Origin of the sequence: Marinobacter salexigens (genome assembly GCF_018860765.1) — a bacterium.
Lineage (GTDB): Bacteria > Pseudomonadota > Gammaproteobacteria > Pseudomonadales > Oleiphilaceae > Marinobacter > Marinobacter salexigens_A.
Map to the genome: position 1 here is coordinate 139,752 of NZ_JAHKPV010000015.1, position 19,623 is coordinate 159,374.

The following is a 19,623-nucleotide window of genomic DNA, read 5'->3' on the forward strand; positions in this document are numbered from 1 at the left end:
AACGAGGTTTGAGTCGACAGTTTCTTTTAGGAACAGTGGCACCTGCGAGAGATTGACCTGTGCCAATGCGGATTGCATGGTGCATAGAGACAACACAAGGCTGGCCCCGAATGTACTTAACTTTGTAAAGCGAGAGCGGTTACGCCCCCTTTGCTTATCGTTTCTCATGACAAACTCTCCATATCGAGTCAGCATTGCATCGTGATCGTTGCGTTATCTTGTGTAGCCGTTGTGTTTTCGCTGTTCATTACTGTGGCGCTACAACCGTTGATCGCAGCACGGTGACGGCTTCATCGGTTCCGCCTTGCCCTCGGGAGGTCACTTCGAACCGACTATAGAAAGGGCCTGCTCCCGCACCAGTTTCCATGCTCGAGCCACTAAAGCTTGCCAAATAAGCGTGGTGGTAAACGGGTTGCGCGCTTACATCACCGCCAGCATTGCCTGTTCCAGCGGGTGCCGGGTTTGCGCCATCCCAGTCTGAGGGTGTGGGTAATAGATCTACAGTTTCCGCTGTCAAGCGCGCAGCAGGTGATCCCATTAAGTCTGTTTCTGCTTGCCTTAATGCGGCCTCAGCGGCCTGAAATGAAATCGCACCGTCGTGAGCGTTGCTCGCCATGCGCTCTTGCAAAATAGAGCCTTGCATCCCCCCAATCGCAAGCAGGGATATCAGGAGCAGCATAACGAGAGCGATAATAAGTGTGGCCCCGTTTTGGCGCTGCGGGAGGCTGCCTTTAGGTCTGGCTGTTTCCGATGACCTCTGTGTCGTTCTCATTGCAAAACCCTCCTGAGTGCAGTTGTTCCAACGGAGACTAGGCGCGCTCGCCGGTCTCCACCAGTGGCTTGGGACACTTCACTGCCTAGCATGTTGAAATTGACGTCGTTTTCTCCGTCAAGAACCTCGTCTGGGCTTCGCGTCATGGTGGAAAAACGAATGCTTACGATTTGATCCCAATCAGTTACCTGGGCTGCTGTTATGTAATTAATCGCAGCATTGCTGACTCCCGCAGCGTTTCTTATGCCGTAAAGAATTTGAAGCGTTTCTACACCGGATATCAGTTCTTGCGGAGCCTCAGGGGGTGTCATTAATCTGCGGAAGAGAGCAGGTTCTCCGTTGGTTCCTTCACCAATGTAATAAGCCATTTGTGAGAATTCATAAACTCGGGATCCAATGTCATAATCCAAATTGAGCGTATTACCCCCCAGCGTAGACACTGAGTTGTCATTTGGACCATCGCTGTTTCGAAATAGTTCTCCTCTGAAGCACGCGCCATTGCTGTCATCGCTGGTTGTCAGAACCACGTGCCCCGCTTCTATGCCAGATGCACCTGACAGGCTTATAGTGCTTCCCCCAGCGGCGGTAACTGCGTTAACCGTTACGGCGGTGGGTGTGACAGCATTAACAATAACAACATCGGAGTTGGTTACGACGTCACCCGCAAGGGACGCAGGTAAGTTGGTACCTGCTGTACCTGAATCCCAGTTGCCTGCTCCCGGTTTTGCTAGAGCACCACTAGCAAGAGTGATTGAATCATTGGGTCCCGTGGCGTCATATTCCCAGCCGCGCAGTGCTTGCCCCAAAGGTACGGTTAGGTTTAAAGCGGCGTTCAATGCGGGGTCGATCTCGCTGTCCAGAGGGCGGTTGGCCTGTGTTAGGCAACCGAAACTCCCCGCAGCTCTCAGCTCAGGGGTGAGGATTGCCGACACAAAGCGCGCGCTCTCCTGCGCATGGGCAAAGCCTTGAGTTTGACGATAAGTTACGCTGCTGCTGAGATAGATCTGGGTTACACCTAGGGTAAGCAACAAGCCCAGAGCCATCGCAATAAGTAACTCGACGAGTGACAGGCCGGACTGGTTGGAGGCATTGTTAAATTTGAAACCGTAAGGGAGCGCTGTTTTTTTCATGGTCAAATCTCTGTCCTTACGACGAGGGGGGGAAGGGTTGAATCACCCTGATCCCAGTCGATTGTGACTGTAACGGTGTTCCCAGCCACCGCGATAGTGCGCTCTGCCTCAGGAAGCAGGCAGGCAAGACTGTTATCCCAGGCCGCAATATCATTTGCAGCGACGGTTCCGCCATTTGCGAAGAATGACGTATTACAGGTCCCGCCACTAGCACTGCCTGCGGCTAGTGCGTAATTTGCAGGGGTGTCAGGGTTGGCCCGAACACGGTCGAGAATGTCTTCTGCCAGCAATACCGCTTGGCTCCGGCTTTGCGACTGAGTATTCATCTGCAAAGACACAACTTGGGTTGAGGCTACGCCAAGTATGCCGATGCCCAAGACCAGAACGGCGACCAGAATTTCGATTAGGCCGAGGCCTGATTGTTTGTTAAGAGGAGTTGTTTGAGTCACGGGCATACTCCGTCGTCGTCAATTTCAGTTCTTCCTATCGGGCTTACGCGTATTCTACGAAATGACCCATCGCCACTGGTGCAGTCTTCGGGGTAGATGGTTAACTCCTGAGTCACTTGTGGCACCAAAAAGCCGCGCCGATCGAAGACGAGATCGCTCTCCGTTTCGGTAAATATCAAGCCTCTAGGTGGCTCAAAGCCACGAATTTGGTTATTAGCGCAGTCCCCGGTTGCATCTCCAGTATGGACGCACCATCCAGTTGCCAAGTCACCCTCAGTGCTAAACGTGACGCTGGCGCCGCGTTTAATGGCTTCTGCTCTGGCGAACTTTATGGATGACGTTACAAGGTTGGTGCCAGACACTAACCTGTTGCCCTCAATTAAATTGCCAAAACCAGGAACCGCGACTGCCGCGACAATAGCGAGAATCACCATGGTTACTATCAATTCAATTAACGTGAAACCTGCTGCTTTTTTCAACATGCTTTATCCTGCTAATAGGCCTTTTTCTAGTAAATCAAAGCTGCTGGCAATATGCATGGGTTGCGCGACAAGCGGTAGAAGAATATGAACGAGCGGTAACTTTGTGTGGTTGCAGAGTTTGGTTCCTCGTTTCTAGCTACTAGGGGCAGGTCAGGCTGACACCCCATGGCAGCCTGATCACACCATCGTGGTCGTCATCGCGCAAATGCCGTAATCGACCGCCGATGCTCACCGCCAGATAACTAATTTCAACAGGCTCTTCTTCGGATTGGGAGCATACAATCAAACTGCCCATGGTGCCGTGGCTCATGCCATTCGGCGCGAACTGGAAATACCCTCTGCCAGCTGTCCTCGAATAGATGTCGAGTTGGTCTTTGGCGAGATCAACAATCCGATGGATATCGCCGCCGTCTGGGCGTCTGTCGTTATCTTCGTCAGGGAATACGGATACAGGCTTGTTCCAATCATCTGTGCAAGTCATGGCGTTCGACAGGGGGCAAATCGTAGTAAGCACTCTTTTGTTAACGGCATAAGATCGTGCGAATGCAAAAATCCGATGCGTCTCATTAATGGCGCTAGAGTGGCGGGTTGAGGAAATCAGCGATGTCCAAGAGTTACTGGCAAGCCCTGCCAGAATGCCCACCAGTATAAAAGTTACGGCGAGTTCTATGAGGGTGAAGCCCTGAGACGGGTGTCGGGAGTGCATTGTTCAACGTCCATGTTTGTAGGTTCTATTACTGGTTTTCCCACGTCCTGTGGAAAAAACGATCCTAAGTTTAAACGCAAAATGCTTCAGTAGTACAGGTTGAAGTTGGTGCTCACGATGATAACTACTCCATCCCCAACTTCTTCAATCTGTACCGCAACGCTCGGAAACTAATCCCCAACTTTTTTGCCGCAGCTGTCTTATTCCACCGAGTGGCCTCAAGCGCCTTCTGAATGGCTTGGCGTTCGATGGATTCCAAATAGCCCTCCAAGTCAATATCGCCCTCCGGTATTAGCGTCGGGCAAGCTTCTGAGGTTGCTGAAATGCTCCGGTTTGTTGATCCGTCTGTTGCGGTACTACCAAGGTGTAGGTCGGAAGCGCTTATTTTGTCTGCGTCACATAGGGTAAAGGCGCGCTCAAGAATATTCTCCAGCTCCCGCACGTTGCCGGGGAAGTCGTGCTCTTTTAAGCGGTCTACTGCATCTTGAGTGAGGCTTGCCGCCTCGCATTCGTACTCCTGAGCAATACGTCCAAGAATGTGGTTTGCCAGCAAGGCGATATCGTCTGTGCGATCCCTAAGCGGCGGTACTGCCAGCTCTATCACGTTAATCCGGTAAAATAAATCTTGCCGAAAGCTGCCTTCCTGCACCAGTTCTGCCAAATCTTTGTGGGTTGCGCTGAGCAGTCGTATATCAACCGGTAGCTCCTTGGTGTCCCCCACGGGGCGAACTGCTTTCTCCTGAATAGCGCGAAGCAGTTTCACCTGCATGGCTAGGGGTAGGTCGGCTACTTCGTCTAGAAAGAGTGTGCCACCGTCTGCGGACCGAAACAGTCCGTCCTTGTTTTCCACAGCGCCAGTGAAGCTGCCTTTTTTGTGCCCGAAGAATTCACTCTCCATTAACTCGGAAGGAATGGCTCCACAGTTAACGGCAATAAAGGGGGCGTCACTACGGGGCCCTTGCATGTGGATCATCCGAGCCACCAATTCTTTACCACTTCCGGATTCACCGCTGATAAACACGGGCGCTTGGCTTCTGGCGAGTTTTCGGGTTTGGTTACGTAATCGCTTTATCTGCGAAGAATTGCCTAGAAGGAGCCCCGGATCGTCTGTGGCATCATCAACGGCAGAGTCGGGTTTTGTAAGCTTTAATGCGCTGGTTACGAGTTCTCTGAGTCTGGAGAGTTCAACCGGTTTGGAGACGAAATCGAAGGCGCCGGCTTTCAGCGATTCGATGGCGGTATCCATGCTGCCGTAGGCTGTAATAACAGCCACTGGTGTGGCGGGCAGGTGCTGCTGAATCCACTGCACCAACTCTATACCGTTGCCATCGGGCAAGTTCATGTCTGTTAAGCAAAGTTGTGGGTTGTGCTTCTTCAACAGAGACAGCGCGCTGGCAAGATCCGGCGCCGTTAGGGTTTTAATGCCCATACGGGTAAGAGTGATTTCAAGCAGATCCCGGATATCCGGTTCATCATCAACAATCAGCGCAGTATGAGTGGTCATCTTGTCGTGTTGGTTCCATGTCAGATCATTCGCCCCGGGTGGGCAAAGGTAATACGAAAACAGCAGCCGGGCTGGTCGTCTTCCGTCAAAGAAAGATGGGCTTGATTAGCCTCGCACAGTTCTCTGGCTAGATAAAGCCCAAGGCCGGTGCCACCTTTGTCTGTTGTGTAAAAGGGCTCGAAAATGGAATGGCTGGCTTCTGCTGTGACGCCAGGCCCGTAATCCCTTACATCGATGTAAGCTCGTTCACCATCCGCAGTGGCGCCCGCACTTAGAATGATTTTTCGTTCGCCAGATTGTTGCTGGCTGTAACGCAGCCCGTTGTCACACAAGTTTACCAGTACCTGTTCAATCTGGCTTTTATCGAACCGCGCATCGGGAATGTTAGGCTCGATTGTTAGGGTTACTTCCGCCGGAGGGCTGGTTGTTTCCTGAGTTTGCAGAAAGTCAGTTCTGTATTCTTTTAGCCAGTTCGGCACGTCTACAAGGTCAGCATTTGCCGGTCTGCGCCGGGAAAGACTGAGTACGTTCTCTACAATGCCGTTTACCCTGCGGGAGTGACGCCGGATTATGTCCAGCATTTGCTGGTCGTCGGTATCAAGGTTGGGCGATTCTTCCATCAACTGAGCCGCGTGGCTTATGGCGCCTAGCGGGTTGCGAATTTCATGGGCAATACCTGCGGTAAGGCGCCCGAGCGAGGCCAGCTTCATTTGCTGGGCTTGCTGGGTCACTTTGCTCATATCTTCGATAAATACGAGGATCAAGTCGCCGCTCTCTTTATCAAGCCGGGTAAAGCTTGCCTGTAGCATCGGCGAGGTAGGCGTGGGTTGAAACGGTGTCGTGTGTTGGAAGGGGTTTTTCAACCAGACTTCCAATCCGGCTTTAAGCGGTAAAGGTAGAGCGCGAGATGACGAGTTGTGCGCCCCTTTGTGCGTAGGAGCGCCAAACAAAAACTCTTCAGCTGCAGCGTTTGCCAGACGCATCTGGACATATCGGTCCAGAACAAGAATACCGGTGCGCATGCGCTGGATGATCTGTTTGTTGATTTGTTCCAGCTCCACAATGCTCTGAGCGCGGCTGTTGGCTAGAGCCTCGCTTCGCATCATTCGCCGGGAGATATTCTGCAGGATAAATGCCGCTGCGAAGTACAGAATGCCCAGAGAGCCTGCTCGCACAATATCATCGCCGTTGCCCCCGAGAACCAGTATTGCCCAACCTGAAATACTGAGTGAACAAATGGCTGCAAGAGCTGCATAGAAGGTGCCCATGCGGCTGGGGGTAAGAATATTGCCAGCTGCAACTGAGATAATGACGAGATTCGCAAGGCCATTGGTAATACCTGTACTGGTAAATAACAGCCCGTGCATAATTAAAATGTCCAACAGTATGGACACTATGATGTGTCGCGGCCTCGGCTGAAAACCCGCCAGTATGAGGATTGCAACAAAGCTGTTCAGTGCAAAGTAGCCGGCTACGCCAAACTGGTAGTAGTCCAGAAACCGGAAACGGGTATCGAAATTCACGGGATCAATGAACAACAATGCCACCAGCATTAAGCTGATCAAAACCCGGTAGTGGTTGTAAATACGAAACAGCTTGGCCTGCTGTAAGCCGGGAGGTTGTTCGCCTGAGTTGGCTGCTGATGTGGAAGCTGTCGCCATGATTTTCAGAAATCCGTTGTTGAGCGGAAGAATTCAAAGTCCGTGCGGGGTTATAATAGCCTTTTCGTGGCAGTGAGTTACAGGAGCCTAAGTATGTCCGTTTCCGGGAGTAGCCCGTTTCCCTCTAAATCACTCCAAAACCTTCGGGTTGTGATGGCGCAATTGGATTTTCTGGTGGGAGATATTCCCGGTAACACTGAGCGGATTATAGATGCGGCAAGGCGTGCTCGCTCCAAAGAGGGGGCGGATATTGTTGTCTTCCCGGAGCTTTGTGTTACAGGGTATCCGCCCGAAGACTTGCTGCTTCGCCCCAGTATGCATCTACGTGTAACAGAATCTTTGGATCGCTTGCAAAGTGCGCAGCTTGGCGCGGCTATTGTTATTGGCGTTCCGGTTCAAACTAAGGGCCTGTTGTACAACGCTGCGGTAGTGATTGAAGGCGGTAACATCACAGGCCGCTACTTTAAGCGGTTCCCGCCGAATTATCAGGTGTTTGATGAGAAACGCTATTTTGCGGAGGGCGAAGGTGCGGCGGTAATAGAGATCTGTGGCGTGCCCGTCGGCTTAACGGTTTGCGAAGACATATGGACAGATGGCCCGGTTGAAGACTCCGCTGCGGCAGGTGCGCAGTTGATCATTAACCTAAACGCCTCACCCTATGATATCGATAAGCAGGCCCGCCGTAAGGCGCTGCTTGAGCGCAAGTCTCGGGATAATCAGGTGAGTATCGTCTACACCAATTTGGTCGGGGCTCAGGATGAGCTGGTGTTCGATGGTGGCTCCATGGTGTACGACCACTCCGGTTCTCTCGCAGTAGAAGTACCTCAGTTTAATGAGGGCCTTTTTCCTGTCGATTTCGTGTTTGACCGCCGTTGTCAGCCCGTTTCCCAGCCCTTGCCGGCAGAACCTTCGGTGGAGGCCAATGTATTCAATGCGCTTGTGATGGGCGTCCGGGATTATGTAAATAAAAATGGTTTCAAATCGGTCGTGCTTGGGCTCTCCGGCGGTATAGATTCCGCTCTGGCGCTTGCGGTGGCGGCGGATGCTTTGGGGCCGGATCGTGTTCGCGCTGTGATGATGCCCTTCCGATATACCTCAGATATCAGCCTAGAAGATGCAGCAGCCCAAGCAGGCTCCATGGGCGTTCAGTACGATGTGTACTCCATTGAGCCTATGTATGAATCGTTCATGGCCGCTCTGGCGGAACCGTTTGAGGGCACAACTCTCGACACCACCGAGCAAAACCTGCAGGCGCGTATTCGCGGCGTTATGCTGATGTCACTTTCTAATAAATTTGGTTCGCTGGTGCTTACAACCGGCAATAAGAGCGAGTTGGCTGTGGGATACTCGACGCTTTATGGCGATATGGCGGGCGGCTTTGATGTACTAAAGGATGTTCCCAAAACACTGGTGTTTCGACTTGCCCGGTATCGTAATTCTGTATCTCCAGTGATCCCCGAACGTGTGATCACGCGCCCGCCCTCCGCGGAACTCGCGCCTGATCAGAAGGATGAAGACAGCCTTCCGGGCTATGATGTGTTAGATCAAATTCTAAATTTTTATGTAGAGCGGGATTTTAGTGCGGATGCGATTGTTGCGGAAGGGTTTGATCAAGCAGATGTTGATCGCGTTATCCGCTTGGTTGATCTCAACGAATACAAGCGTAGGCAGGCACCTATCGGAATCCGCATTACCGAGCGAGGATTCGGTAAAGATCGCCGCTATCCCATTACGAGTGGCTGGAAGAGCGGCAATTAATGCCGCTTTTATGTGGCGGCTTACTCGTCGCCCATGAGTCCGAAGGTAATTACGCTGGAGAGCGAGCGGTTTTCGCGCTTTAGCAAGTTGGCTTCAAATTCGCCTTTACTATTGAAAGCGTCACTCTTGGGGAAGTTCTGACGCAAAAGCGCTACTGCATCTTGCGAGCCCTTTTTAAATTTCAAATAATCAAAGGTCTCAGCCAGAATAATCAAAGCCTCTTCAACGGCTGGCGAAGTAGGGTAGTTCTCGATTACGTAGCGTGCTCGGTTATTGGCAGCCACATAGGCCTCGCGCTTGATATAATAGCGTGCAGCGTGAAGCTCCAGTTCTGCCATGCGGTTGCGCACGGCGATCATGCGTTGGCGGGCGTCGGCAGCGTATACGCTTTCAGGGTAACGGCTCAATAGTTCACTGAAATCGCGAAATGCCTGTAGTTGCTCCCCAGCATCTCTGGCTGCAGCGTCAATCGCAAAGTAGCGTGCGGCCAAGCCAATATCTAAGTTGTAGGAAGCGAGTCCGCGCATGTAAAGAGCATAATCTGCATGGTCGCTTTGGGGATTTAGGCGCAGGAATCGGTCTGCAGCGGCTCTGGATCCTTCAAGATCAAGATTTTGGTAGCGGGCATAAATAAGGTCGAGCTGGGCCTGTTCGGCGTAGCGGCCAAACGGATAGTAGGTTTCTAGCGAATCGAGATTTTCCTCGGCTTCGTTGAAGTTGCCGGAGTTCATTGCCTGACGGGCATTGTCGTAATAGGTTTTTTCCGGAAGCACTTCCTCCTGCTTGTTGGACGCGCAGGCACTGATCAGGACGACCAGTGTAGAAAGTAGCAGTAAACGAAAACCTGATCTCATGCCGGAATCCCGTATAATGTCGATAAATTCAAGTGCGGTATTGTAGCGGGGAACTCGCCCTATGTGCAGGGCGCGTCCCGTTTGTTTCAATTATTCTGACCGAAACGTAACACACACAGGCCCCGGGGGCTTAATGTCATCTGAAAACCGAATAACTGCCAGTTTTTCTATACCGCCAGAGCTAAGCGACCGGCGACTGGATCAGGCAGCCGCTGAGCTTATGCCCGAGCACTCGCGTTCGCGCCTGCAGTCATGGATTCGCAGCGGTGCTTTAACCGTGAACGGAGAACCGCGTAAGCCCAAAGATAAAGTGATGCTGAGCGACCTGCTGGCCCTTGATGCCGAGCCCGAGGCTCAAGTGACTTGGCAAGCGGAAGAGATCAGTCTGGATATTGTTTACGAAGACGAGCATATACTGGTTATTAACAAGCCGGCAGGCTTGGTGGTGCATCCAGCGGCAGGGCACGCAGATGGTACGCTGGTAAATGCGCTGTTGAACTACGCGCCGGAGGTGGAGAATCTGCCCCGTGCCGGTATCGTCCACCGTCTTGATAAAGATACCTCCGGTATCATGGTGGTGGCGCGTAGCCTGATTGCACATACATCGCTCGTGGGTCAGTTGCAGACTCGAACCATGGGGCGCGAATACGAAGCAGTCGTTGTAGGCACCCTGACAGGCGGCGCCACAGTGGACGCGCCGATAGGCCGCCACCCCCATGAGCGAAAGAAAATGGGTGTGGTCAAAAGCGGCAAGCCCGCTGTAACTCACTACCGTTTGATTGAGCGTTTTGCGGCTCATACTCATGTGCGCTGTAAGCTTGAAAGCGGCCGCACACACCAGATTCGAGTGCACATGGCCTATGTAAAGCATCCGTTAGTGGGCGATCCGCTCTACGGCGGGCGCCTGCGTTTGCCCAAGGGCACCACAGAAGAGTTACGTGAGGTGCTCTCGGCATTTCATCGCCAAGCACTGCATGCGCGACAGCTCACATTGGAGCATCCACAAACAGGAGAAATTCTGAGTTGGGACGTGCCCTTGCCAGAGGATTTTGTTGGCTTATTAACGGCTTTGCGCAAGCACGTTCAGGAGCTGGAGAGCGATGAATTCTGAGGGGGGAGCGGAGCTATCACTTATCCGCCCGGACTGGCCCGCGCCTTCAAACATTCACGCGCTTTGCACCACGCGCCTTGGGGGAGCCAGCGAGCACCCGTGGGACAGTCTTAATCTTGGCGATCACGTTGGCGACGAACCTACCCATGTGCAGGAAAATCGCCTTAGATTGGCTCGTGCCTGCGGCCTTTCCAAAGCAGCATTTGGATGGCTGAATCAAGTACACGGCACAGGTGTTGTGCGATTACCGCAAAATCAACGAGCGACTGCTCCAGAAGTCGATGCAAGTTTTACCCATAGGGTTGGGCAAGCCTGCGCTATTCTTACAGCAGACTGTTTGCCGGTTATTCTATGTGATCAGAAGGGCTCCACAGTTGCGGCAGCTCACGCTGGCTGGCGCAGTCTATGCTTTGGAGTGCTGGAAAACCTAGTGGCTCGTATGGGATTGCCCGGCAATACTTTGATGGCATGGCTTGGGCCTGCCATAGGGCCGCAGGCATTTGAAGTTGGCCCGGAAGTTAGGGCCGCTTTTATAGAGCGCAACCCCTGGGCTGATGTTGCTTTCAGATCCATTGGTGCTCGTGAGGGGCACTATATGGCTGATATCTATCGGCTTGCTCGCCAGCGCCTCGAAAGTCTGGGTGTTCACACTATCTATGGCGGTAATTTCTGTACGGTTACCGATAGCCAGCATTTTTACTCCTACCGCCGTGATGGCAAAACCGGTCGTATGGCCACCGTTATTTGGAAAACCTGAGTCTTGTCAATTTTCTGACGGTTTTGGCGGTTTTGACCTTGAACTTCCCTCGATAGCCCCTACATTAGTTCTCAATGCAAACCGAATGCGCAATTTCTGATCGCATTTACTGAACAACTCGGGGAACGAATTCATGAGAATCGACAAACTCACTAGCCTTTTGCAAACCGCACTTGCTGACGCGCAATCGCTGGCTGTTGGCAAAGACCATAATTTTATTGAACCCTTGCACCTAGTGCAGGCCATGCTTGACCAGCAGGGCAGCTCTATCACGCAGCTTCTCAAGCAAGCGGGTGCGGAGCCCGGACGTGTGCGCCAGGCAATAGCTCAGGAGGTCGAGAACTTGCCAGAAGTGAGCGGCAGCGCAGGCGATGTTGCTATGTCTAACGATATGGGGCGCTTGTTCAATATTGCCGATAAATTGGCACAGAAGCGCAAGGACCAGTTTATTTCTAGCGAGCTAATGCTGCTGGCCGCTTTGGAAGACCGGGGCACGCTTGGTCGTGTTTTGCGCGAGCAAGGCGTAGATAAGGCAGCGCTGGAAAAAGCTATTGATGCGGTGCGTGGAGGAGAAAACGTGAGCGATGCGGGTGCAGAGGAAAATCGACAGGCTCTGTCGAAGTACACCATCGATTTAACAGAGCGGGCGGAAGCCGGGAAGCTTGATCCGGTGATTGGTCGGGATGACGAAATACGTCGCACCATTCAAGTATTGCAGCGGCGTCGCAAAAACAACCCGGTACTGATTGGTGAGCCGGGCGTTGGTAAAACGGCCATCGCAGAAGGTTTGGCGCAGCGCATTGTTAACGGAGAGGTGCCCGAAGGCCTTAAAAACAAGCGCGTTTTATCTCTGGATATGGGCGCGCTTATTGCCGGAGCCAAGTTTCGGGGCGAGTTTGAAGAGCGTTTGAAGGCGGTGTTGAATGAACTCGCCAAACAGGAAGGCCAGATTATCCTGTTCATCGACGAAATCCATACGGTCGTAGGCGCAGGTAAAGCTGAAGGCTCCATGGATGCAGGCAACATGCTTAAGCCAGCGCTGGCGCGTGGAGAGTTGCATTGTGTTGGTGCCACCACGCTGAATGAGTACCGTGAGAACATTGAGAAAGACGCCGCATTGGAGCGTCGCTTCCAAAAAGTGCTGGTGAATGAACCGAATGAAGAAGATACCGTCGCAATTCTGCGCGGCCTGAAAGAACGTTACGAGGTTCACCATGGGGTAGAGGTGACCGACGGAGCTATTATTGCTGCGGCCAAGTTATCCCAGCGTTACATCACGGACCGCCAACTGCCAGACAAGGCTATTGACCTGATCGATGAGGCTGCCAGCCAAATTCGTATGGAGATGGACTCCAAACCAGAGCCGCTGGATCGGCTGGAACGTCGCCTGATTCAGCTCAAAATTGAGCGGGAGGCCCTAAAGAAGGAAACCGACGCAGCATCAAAAAAACGCCTTGAGGAGCTTTCCGGTGTTATTCGGGATATAGAGCGTGAATATGCGGATCTTGAGGAGATTTGGAATACTGAAAAAGCCGCGTTGCACGGCTCCCAGAAGATTAAGAGCCAGTTGGAGCAGGCCCGTATCGATCTAGAAACGGCCCGCCGCGCAGGCGACCTAGGTAGAATGTCTGAGCTGCAGTATGGGCGCATTCCAGAGCTGGAGCGTCAACTCGATATGGCCAGTCAGGCTGAGATGATGGAGATGAAACTCCTGCGCAACCGTGTCACTGACGAAGAAATTGCTGAAGTTGTTTCTAAGTGGACTGGCATTCCGGTATCCCGAATGCTGGAAGGTGAGCGCGACAAGCTTATGCGTATGGAAGACGCGCTGCATGATCGTGTAATCGGTCAGAATGAAGCGGTTGAGGCCGTATCGAACGCCGTGCGTCGCTCCCGTGCAGGGCTTGCAGATCCCAATCGGCCAAATGGTTCGTTTCTATTCCTTGGGCCAACCGGTGTTGGTAAAACGGAGCTGTGTAAGGCGCTTGCTTCATTCCTCTTCGATACTGACGACGCCATGGTGCGGATTGATATGTCAGAGTTCATGGAGAAGCATTCCGTTGCGCGCCTGATTGGTGCGCCCCCTGGGTATGTTGGTTATGAGGAAGGCGGATACCTCACGGAAGCGGTTCGTCGTCGCCCATATTCTGTGCTTCTACTGGATGAGGTCGAAAAGGCGCACCCGGATGTCTTCAATATATTGCTACAAGTGCTGGATGATGGTCGCCTTACGGATGGGCAGGGGCGAACGGTAGATTTCCGGAATACGGTTATCGTCATGACGTCCAATCTGGGTTCGGGGATCATTCAGCAAAAAGCTGGAGAAGAAAATTACGAAGCTATGAAGAGCGCGGTCATGGAGGAGGTGGGAGCCCATTTCCGTCCGGAGTTTATTAATCGGGTAGATGAAGTGGTTGTGTTCCATCCGTTGGCAGGAAGCCAGATTCACGGTATTGCCAAAATCCAGATAGAGATCCTGAATAAACGGCTGCAAGAGCAGAACGTTAAGCTGGAGTTGGATGCCGCTGCGTTGGATTTGCTGGCGGAAGTGGGATACGACCCGGTTTATGGCGCCCGCCCGCTAAAAAGAGCCGTTCAGAGAATGATTGAGAATCCATTGGCGCAAAGATTGTTGCAGGGAGATTTTGTCTCTGAGGATACAATTCTTGCTACTGCGAGTGACGGTAAGCTGGTATTCAACAAGGCATAAGGTGGAGCGCTAAGAAAGTAATAAAGGGGCAGAGCTTTAGGCTCTGCCCCTTTATTGTATCTAGAGCAAAAAACTAGGGTTGGCTATCTGGTTCACAGCTTTTAGCGGCAATTTCTTCCAGCTTTTTGCGCTGCTCATCGATTTCTTCTGGCGTTAAATAACGCATCTCCCCGTTCTCTTCGATCCGTATGCGTGCGTTGTTCTGGATGACTTTCAGGTTAGAGCGGGCCGTTTCGCAGTTTGCCTCGCGTTGCTTGCGTCGAGCAGCCTCAACGGCGCTATCTTTTTCGCGCTCCGCTTCTTTCCGTTTTTGCTCTTCAAGCTCACCAAGGCGCTCTTGAGGGCTGGGCCGGTTGTTGCTGGCTGCGGAAGATGTGCCAGAACGCACGTTGACGGTCTCGGAGTTGGACCCCGCAGGCTGGCGGTCGCCAAAATGGGTAATGCCATTTTCGTCTGTCCATTTGTATACCGAGGCGCTCATTGCCATGTTGGGGGCTACGGCGACTAATAGTGTCAACATCAGGGCTTTTTTGTTCATGGTTCTACTCGTTGTGTGTTCGCTGCTCCCGGACAGGTTTGTAACCTGAGAAGCCGGGCTCGTCGTCCTGTTTCGCGTCTGGCTATGATGCCATCTATGAGAAGTATTTTCTTCCATCTGGTTCAAAACTCCGTGCCTGAGTGATGCACAATTATGGCAGAGGTTGCGTCAGTATGAACACAGAAAGCCATGGTGGCTATTGACAGGGAATTTCGCGCTGTCAGAATTACCGATTGCCTGAAGACTGGGGCTAATACGGCAGGCAATCCCGTGCAAGTATCCCCCCGTTATTTACCACACTGAGCGTGCCGCGCATATGTCGCGGAATGGTTGTTGCTTAAGTGCAACCCGTCGATTGGTCGTTCTCCGCAACCCTCAGGAGGGCGGCTGGCCAGGAGACAACCTCTTATAAAAGTGTGGAGCAGCCGGTTCCTCTTTCAAAAGAAGCAGTGAATCCGTGGACGCAGGCAACCGGGCGTATGCCCGGCTCATTCACTCGTAGAAGAGGGTAGAAAATCGTGGAGTTATTGTCTGGCGCCGATATGCTGATCCGTTCCCTGAAGGATCAAGGGGTCGAATACATATATGGCTATCCGGGTGGTGCAGCCCTTCATATTTATGACGCGCTGTTCAGGCAGGACGAGGTTAAACACATTCTGGTAAGGCATGAGCAGGCGGCTGTGCACATGGCTGACGGCTATGCGCGCGCTACGGGTCTGCCGGGAACTGTGCTTGTAACCTCTGGCCCTGGGGCCACCAACACCATTACCGGCATTGCTACCGCATTCATGGATTCCATCCCCATGGTTGTTCTGTGCGGGCAGGTTGCGTCTACCCTGATTGGCGAAGATGCTTTTCAGGAGACGGACATGATGGGTGTTTCTCGGCCGGTTGTTAAACACAATCTTAGTGTTCGCCACCCTTCGGAAATCCCCGAGATTATCCGTAAGGCTTATTATATCGCCTCGACCGGTCGTCCCGGGCCTGTTGTTGTGGATATTCCCAAAGATATGACTGCACCGAATGAGCGCTTCGAATACGCTTATCCGAAAAAGATAAAGCTGCGCTCCTACAGCCCCGCTATACGCGGTCATGCGGGCCAAATCAAGAAAGCCGTCGATATGATGTTGGCAGCCCGTCGTCCCATAATATACGCCGGTGGCGGCGTAATTCTGGGGAAGGCCTCGGGTCAGTTAACGGAGTTGGTGCGCAAGCTGGGATACCCGGTTACTAACACTCTAATGGGTATTGGTTGTTACCCTGCCAGCGACAAGCAGCATCTTGGCTGGCTAGGCATGCACGGAACTTATGAAGCCAATATGGCCATGCACCACTCGGATCTTATTCTGGCTGTGGGTGCGCGATTCGATGATAGGGTAACCAACGCAACGGAAAAGTTCTGCCCGGGTGCGCGCATCATTCATATTGATATTGATCCAGCATCCATCTCCAAAACCATCGATGCCGACGTGCCTATCGTTGGGCCGGTTGATGCAGTTCTCAAGGAAATGCTTGCGCTGGTTAAAGACAGCAAGGAAAAGCCAGATGCAGAGGCGCTGGCCTCTTGGTGGAAGCAGATCGACGAATGGCGTGCATTCCATGGTATGCGCTACGAGACCAGTCCGGATGTCATCAAGCCGCAAGAAGTGATCGAAATGCTGCACCGTCTCACTAACGGGGATGCATTTGTTACGTCCGATGTGGGGCAGCATCAGATGTTCGCGGCTCAATACTACAAGTTCGACAAGCCCAACCGCTGGATTAATTCAGGTGGTCTTGGAACTATGGGTTTCGGCTTGCCGGCGGCCATGGGGATTAAGCTAACCCACCCAGATGATGAAGTTTTGTGTATCACTGGCGAAGGCAGTATCCAGATGAACATTCAGGAGCTGTCTACCTGCAACCAGTATGAGTTGCCGGTGAAGATCATCAACTTGAATAACCAGTCGCTGGGAATGGTAAGGCAGTGGCAAGATATGAACTATGAGTCTCGCCACTCCCATTCGTACATGGAGTCGTTGCCGGATTTCATCAAGCTTGCTGAAGCTTATGGGCATGTGGGTGTCCGAATTGACAAGAAGGAAGATCTTGAGCCGAAACTAAAAGAAGTCTTGGCAATGAAAGACAAGCTTGTCTTTGTGGATATTCAGGTTGATCGCTTTGAGCACGTATACCCGATGCAAGTGGCTCGTGGCTGCATGAAAGATATGTGGCTCAGCAAGACGGAGAGGGTGTGATTATGCGTCGAATTATTTCTGTGTTGCTTGAAAATGAACCCGGCGCGTTGTCACGTGTGGTTGGGCTGTTTTCACAGCGGAACTACAACATTGAGACATTGACCGTTGCGCCTACGGAGGATGAGACCTTGTCTCGTCTCACGGTTACAACGACTGGTTCAGACCGGGTTATCGAGCAGATTACGAAGCAGCTCAACAAGCTGGTCGAGGTGGTCAAGCTGGTAGACCTGACAGAAGGCCCCCACATCGAACGCGAACTGATGCTGATCAAGCTGAAGGCGACCGGTTCCCAGCGTGCTGAGATTAAGCGTACTGTGGATATATTCCGGGGCCAAATTGTCGATGTGACCAGTTCGGTTTATACCGTTCAATTGGCGGGAGCCAGCGATAAACTTGACGGTTTTGTTCAGGCGATCGGAACGTCAGGTGTGCTTGAAGTCGTGCGGTCGGGAGTTTCCGGGATCGCCAGAGGCGAGAAGGTTTTGAGCCTTTAAACTAATTTTTTTACATTACGAACGCTTTGGCCTCCTGAAGGGCCATTACAAATCATAGAGGTTAGTCATGCAGGTTTATTACGATAAGGATTGTGATCTTTCCATCATTCAGAGCAAAAAAGTTGCCATCATCGGTTTTGGTTCGCAGGGTCACGCCCATGCGTGCAACCTGAAAGAGTCCGGTGTTGATGTAACTGTTGGTCTGCGCTCTGGGTCTTCTTCAATCGCTAAGGCGGAAGCCTATGGTCTGAAGACCAGCGACGTGCCATCTGCCGTTGCTGCCGCCGATGTTGTAATGGTTCTGACACCGGATGAGTTTCAGTCTCAACTCTATAAGGCGGAAATTGAGCCAAACCTAAAGCAGGGTGCCACTCTCGCCTTTGCTCACGGTTTTGCGATCCACTACAACCAGATCGTTCCACGCAAGGATCTGGATGTTATCATGGTTGCTCCTAAAGCTCCGGGCCATACTGTGCGCACCGAGTTCGCCAATGGTGGCGGTATCCCAGACTTGATTGCTATCTTCCAAGACGCTTCCGGTAATGCCAAGAACTTATCGCTATCTTATGCGAGCGGCATTGGCGGTGGGCGTACCGGCATTATCGAAACTACCTTTAAAGACGAAACTGAAACTGATCTGTTCGGTGAGCAAGCCGTTCTGTGCGGTGGTGCTGTTGAGCTGGTAAAAGCTGGTTTTGAGACACTGACCGAAGCGGGTTATGCACCAGAAATGGCGTACTTTGAGTGCCTTCACGAGCTCAAGTTGATTGTAGACTTGATGTACGAAGGCGGTATCGCGAACATGAACTACTCCATCTCGAATAACGCAGAGTATGGTGAGTATGTGACCGGTCCAGAAATCATCAACGAGCAATCTCGCGAAGCAATGCGCAATGCGCTCAAGCGAATTCAAAGTGGTGAGTATGCGAAGATGTTCATCTCGGAAGGCGCTCTTAACTACCCGTCCATGACAGCGCGTCGTCGTCAGAACGCAGCTCATGAGATTGAAGTGACAGGTGAGAAGTTACGCGGAATGATGCCGTGGATCTCTGCCAACAAGATTGTGGATAAGGATAAAAACTAAACGACATTCCGTTTGGTTTAATGAAGCGCGGCCCGAGTGGCCGCGTTTTTCGTATATACTTCGCCCAAATACTTTCCGGAGTAGTGGGAATGACTAAAGAAAGAGAAGATACCGAATTGGATCAACGAACAGGCGAGTCGGAACTTTCCTCCAGTTCAGGAAGAGAGTGCGATATCGAACCAGGAGAGGTTGTAGAGGAAGAGTTGGTTGAGGGCGCGCCTGTGCGAAGAAAGGGGATATACCTTCTTCCTAACGCTTTAACAACGGCGTCATTGTTTTCCGGCTTCTACGCTATCGTTTCAGCTGCGGGAGGTGTCTACGATAACGCCGCCATTGCGATCTTCGTATCCATGATTTTGGATGGCCTTGATGGGCGCGTTGCTCGTATGACTAATACGCAAAGTAAGTTTGGCGAAGAATACGACAGTCTTGCTGATATGGTGGCGTTTGGCGTTGCCCCCGGGTTTGTGGCGTTTTTTTGGTCCCTAAACGGTTTGGATAAAATAGGCTGGGCTATAACCTTCATATATGTGGCCGGTGCAGCCCTGCGCCTTGCGCGGTTCAATACGCAAATCGGTTCGGTCGATAAAAAGTACTTTGTGGGCTTGCCTAGTCCCGCGGCTGCGGCGTGCGTTGCAGGTCTAGTGTGGTGTTTTCATGCCCACGACCCATCAGCTTGGCTCACATTCCTGTCGCTAGTGGTTGTGGGTGGCTCTGGAGTGCTGATGGTTAGCAATGTGCTATATCGCAGCTTCAAAGATCTCGATCTTCGCGGTCGTGTGCCTTTCGCGGCGATACTGTTAGTGGTTTTGATTTTTGTGGTGGTTGCACTGGACCCGGCAACGGTTCTGTTTACCGGCTTTTTGGTTTACGCCCTGTCAGGACCGGTTCGTGCGTTGTTTCGTGGCAAGGTGCGTCGGCCAAGCAAGTCCGAATAATAAGTAAAGCGCGGCAATAATGCTGGAGTAGTGCGTTTTTTGTTCGGTTTCTCCCTTATTTTGGCGTGTTTATAGGTGGAAACCGAAGTTATGTAGAATTAATTCAAAATGGCCGTTGACAGAAATCCTTGTGTCTGTAGAATGCGCATCTCGCTTGAGGGACACACCGGAACAGCGGATTGTTTTGAGAGAGTTAACTGTTTGAAAGTATTGAAGAAAAAGCATTTAAGATTCTTCGAAATAACAGTTGACAGGGTTGGGATTCGATGTAGAATACGCCCCTCGAAATCAAGTATGAAGCAGCCGGTAAGTATCGGTGGTTTTGGAAGGGAAGCTTCTGAAACGACTCGAAAAAAACGGTTGACAAGGCGGCGAGATGATGTAGAATACGCCACCTTGATTGAGCAACGGCTCAAACGCTCTTTAACAAATTGACCA

18 protein-coding genes are annotated in these 19,623 nt (G+C 52.0%); 8 read left to right on the forward strand and 10 right to left on the reverse strand.

The genetic code is table 11. From position 1 onward, the window contains the following. Positions 1–247 precede the first annotated feature (247 nt). The 7 genes from KO508_RS08975 to KO508_RS09005 all read right to left on the reverse strand — a co-directional run bounded on the left by KO508_RS08975 (position 248) and on the right by KO508_RS09005 (position 6,704). Complete coding sequence (locus KO508_RS08975; RefSeq protein WP_216007988.1) at positions 248–772, reverse strand: pilus assembly PilX family protein; 525 nt, start codon at positions 770–772, stop codon at positions 248–250. Then, complete coding sequence (locus tag KO508_RS08980; RefSeq protein ID WP_216008004.1) at positions 769–1,902, reverse strand: PilW family protein; 1,134 nt, start codon at positions 1,900–1,902, stop codon at positions 769–771. Before KO508_RS08980 ends, KO508_RS08975 begins: the two co-directional genes overlap by 4 nt. Before the next feature lie 2 nt (positions 1,903–1,904). Further along, on the reverse strand, positions 1,905–2,351 hold the full coding sequence (gene pilV, locus KO508_RS08985) for a type IV pilus modification protein PilV (protein ID WP_216007989.1): 447 nt from the start codon (positions 2,349–2,351) through the stop codon (positions 1,905–1,907). After that, positions 2,348–2,833 carry a GspH/FimT family pseudopilin gene (locus KO508_RS08990; protein WP_216008005.1) on the reverse strand — a complete coding sequence of 162 codons (486 nt, stop codon included), beginning with the start codon at positions 2,831–2,833 and terminating at the stop codon, positions 2,348–2,350. The genes pilV and KO508_RS08990 overlap by 4 nt, the downstream gene beginning before the upstream one ends. Positions 2,834–2,972: 139 nt before the next feature. Then, positions 2,973–3,539, reverse strand: a complete 567-nt coding sequence (locus KO508_RS08995) for a GspH/FimT family pseudopilin (RefSeq protein WP_216008006.1) — start codon at positions 3,537–3,539, stop codon at positions 2,973–2,975. Positions 3,540–3,663: 124 nt separating this feature from the next. Beyond that, positions 3,664–5,043, reverse strand: a complete 1,380-nt coding sequence (locus KO508_RS09000) for a sigma-54-dependent transcriptional regulator (RefSeq protein ID WP_216007990.1) — start codon at positions 5,041–5,043, stop codon at positions 3,664–3,666. 20 nt (positions 5,044–5,063) lie between these two features. Next, the gene (locus KO508_RS09005) at positions 5,064–6,704 is read right to left on the reverse strand and encodes a sensor histidine kinase (RefSeq protein ID WP_216007991.1); all 1,641 of its coding nucleotides are present in this window, start codon (positions 6,702–6,704) and stop codon (positions 5,064–5,066) included. 93 nt (positions 6,705–6,797) lie between these two features. On the opposite strand from KO508_RS09005, the gene KO508_RS09010 reads away from it, so the two are divergent. After that, positions 6,798–8,462: an NAD+ synthase gene (locus tag KO508_RS09010; RefSeq protein WP_216007992.1), complete on the forward strand. Its 1,665-nt coding sequence runs from the start codon at positions 6,798–6,800 to the stop codon at positions 8,460–8,462. Positions 8,463–8,482: 20 nt separating this feature from the next. Here KO508_RS09010 and KO508_RS09015 read toward each other — a convergent pair whose 3' ends face one another. After that, positions 8,483–9,316 (reverse strand): outer membrane protein assembly factor BamD, encoded by an 834-nt coding sequence (locus tag KO508_RS09015; RefSeq protein WP_216008007.1) that lies wholly within the window; start codon positions 9,314–9,316, stop codon positions 8,483–8,485. A 133-nt stretch (positions 9,317–9,449) separates the two neighbouring features. On the opposite strand from KO508_RS09015, the gene rluD reads away from it, so the two are divergent. The 3 genes from rluD (at position 9,450) to clpB (ending at position 13,894) form a co-directional block, all read left to right on the forward strand. After that, on the forward strand, positions 9,450–10,427 hold the full coding sequence (gene rluD / locus KO508_RS09020) for a 23S rRNA pseudouridine(1911/1915/1917) synthase RluD (protein ID WP_216007993.1): 978 nt from the start codon (positions 9,450–9,452) through the stop codon (positions 10,425–10,427). Continuing rightward, positions 10,417–11,184 carry a peptidoglycan editing factor PgeF gene (pgeF, locus tag KO508_RS09025; protein ID WP_216007994.1) on the forward strand — a complete coding sequence of 256 codons (768 nt, stop codon included), beginning with the start codon at positions 10,417–10,419 and terminating at the stop codon, positions 11,182–11,184. Before rluD ends, pgeF begins: the two co-directional genes overlap by 11 nt. A gap of 133 nt (positions 11,185–11,317) precedes the next feature. Further along, positions 11,318–13,894, forward strand: coding sequence for an ATP-dependent chaperone ClpB (gene clpB, locus KO508_RS09030; RefSeq protein WP_216007995.1), 2,577 nt, complete (start codon positions 11,318–11,320; stop codon positions 13,892–13,894). 73 nt (positions 13,895–13,967) lie between these two features. On the opposite strand, the gene KO508_RS09035 is transcribed toward clpB, so the two are convergent. Continuing rightward, positions 13,968–14,432, reverse strand: a complete 465-nt coding sequence (locus KO508_RS09035) for a DUF4124 domain-containing protein (protein WP_216007996.1) — start codon at positions 14,430–14,432, stop codon at positions 13,968–13,970. Positions 14,433–14,950: 518 nt separating this feature from the next. Here KO508_RS09035 and KO508_RS09040 point away from each other — a divergent pair. From KO508_RS09040 to pssA, 4 genes are all read left to right on the forward strand, one after another. Beyond that, positions 14,951–16,669 carry an acetolactate synthase 3 large subunit gene (locus KO508_RS09040; RefSeq protein WP_216007997.1) on the forward strand — a complete coding sequence of 573 codons (1,719 nt, stop codon included), beginning with the start codon at positions 14,951–14,953 and terminating at the stop codon, positions 16,667–16,669. Between the two features lie 2 nt (positions 16,670–16,671). Further along, on the forward strand, positions 16,672–17,163 hold the full coding sequence (ilvN, locus tag KO508_RS09045) for an acetolactate synthase small subunit (RefSeq protein ID WP_144779976.1): 492 nt from the start codon (positions 16,672–16,674) through the stop codon (positions 17,161–17,163). A 67-nt stretch (positions 17,164–17,230) separates the two neighbouring features. Next, entirely contained in the window at positions 17,231–18,247 is a 1,017-nt protein-coding gene (ilvC, locus tag KO508_RS09050; protein WP_216007998.1) for a ketol-acid reductoisomerase, read from the forward strand. 89 nt (positions 18,248–18,336) lie between these two features. Continuing rightward, positions 18,337–19,185, forward strand: coding sequence for a CDP-diacylglycerol--serine O-phosphatidyltransferase (gene pssA / locus KO508_RS09055; protein ID WP_216007999.1), 849 nt, complete (start codon positions 18,337–18,339; stop codon positions 19,183–19,185). Between the two features lie 98 nt (positions 19,186–19,283). Here pssA and KO508_RS09060 read toward each other — a convergent pair. Continuing rightward, on the reverse strand, positions 19,284–19,623 hold a 340-nt coding region (locus KO508_RS09060), incomplete at its 5' end, for a hypothetical protein (protein ID WP_216008000.1).

What these genes read in the sequence shown, in the direction of transcription:
- KO508_RS08975 (WP_216007988.1), bottom strand. Translation starts at nt 772, where the DNA reads ATGAGAACGACACAGAGGTCATCGGAAACAGCCAGACCTAAAGGCAGC.
- KO508_RS08980 (WP_216008004.1), bottom strand. Translation starts at nt 1,902, where the DNA reads ATGAAAAAAACAGCGCTCCCTTACGGTTTCAAATTTAACAATGCCTCC.
- KO508_RS08990 (WP_216008005.1), bottom strand. Translation starts at nt 2,833, where the DNA reads ATGTTGAAAAAAGCAGCAGGTTTCACGTTAATTGAATTGATAGTAACC.
- KO508_RS08995 (WP_216008006.1), bottom strand. Translation starts at nt 3,539, where the DNA reads ATGCACTCCCGACACCCGTCTCAGGGCTTCACCCTCATAGAACTCGCC.
- KO508_RS09000 (WP_216007990.1), bottom strand. Translation starts at nt 5,043, where the DNA reads ATGACCACTCATACTGCGCTGATTGTTGATGATGAACCGGATATCCGG.
- KO508_RS09005 (WP_216007991.1), bottom strand. Translation starts at nt 6,704, where the DNA reads ATGGCGACAGCTTCCACATCAGCAGCCAACTCAGGCGAACAACCTCCC.
- KO508_RS09010 (WP_216007992.1), top strand. Translation starts at nt 6,798, where the DNA reads ATGTCCGTTTCCGGGAGTAGCCCGTTTCCCTCTAAATCACTCCAAAAC.
- KO508_RS09015 (WP_216008007.1), bottom strand. Translation starts at nt 9,316, where the DNA reads ATGAGATCAGGTTTTCGTTTACTGCTACTTTCTACACTGGTCGTCCTG.
- rluD (WP_216007993.1), top strand. Translation starts at nt 9,450, where the DNA reads ATGTCATCTGAAAACCGAATAACTGCCAGTTTTTCTATACCGCCAGAG.
- pgeF (WP_216007994.1), top strand. Translation starts at nt 10,417, where the DNA reads ATGAATTCTGAGGGGGGAGCGGAGCTATCACTTATCCGCCCGGACTGG.
- clpB (WP_216007995.1), top strand. Translation starts at nt 11,318, where the DNA reads ATGAGAATCGACAAACTCACTAGCCTTTTGCAAACCGCACTTGCTGAC.
- KO508_RS09035 (WP_216007996.1), bottom strand. Translation starts at nt 14,432, where the DNA reads ATGAACAAAAAAGCCCTGATGTTGACACTATTAGTCGCCGTAGCCCCC.
- ilvN (WP_144779976.1), top strand. Translation starts at nt 16,672, where the DNA reads ATGCGTCGAATTATTTCTGTGTTGCTTGAAAATGAACCCGGCGCGTTG.
- ilvC (WP_216007998.1), top strand. Translation starts at nt 17,231, where the DNA reads ATGCAGGTTTATTACGATAAGGATTGTGATCTTTCCATCATTCAGAGC.
- pssA (WP_216007999.1), top strand. Translation starts at nt 18,337, where the DNA reads ATGACTAAAGAAAGAGAAGATACCGAATTGGATCAACGAACAGGCGAG.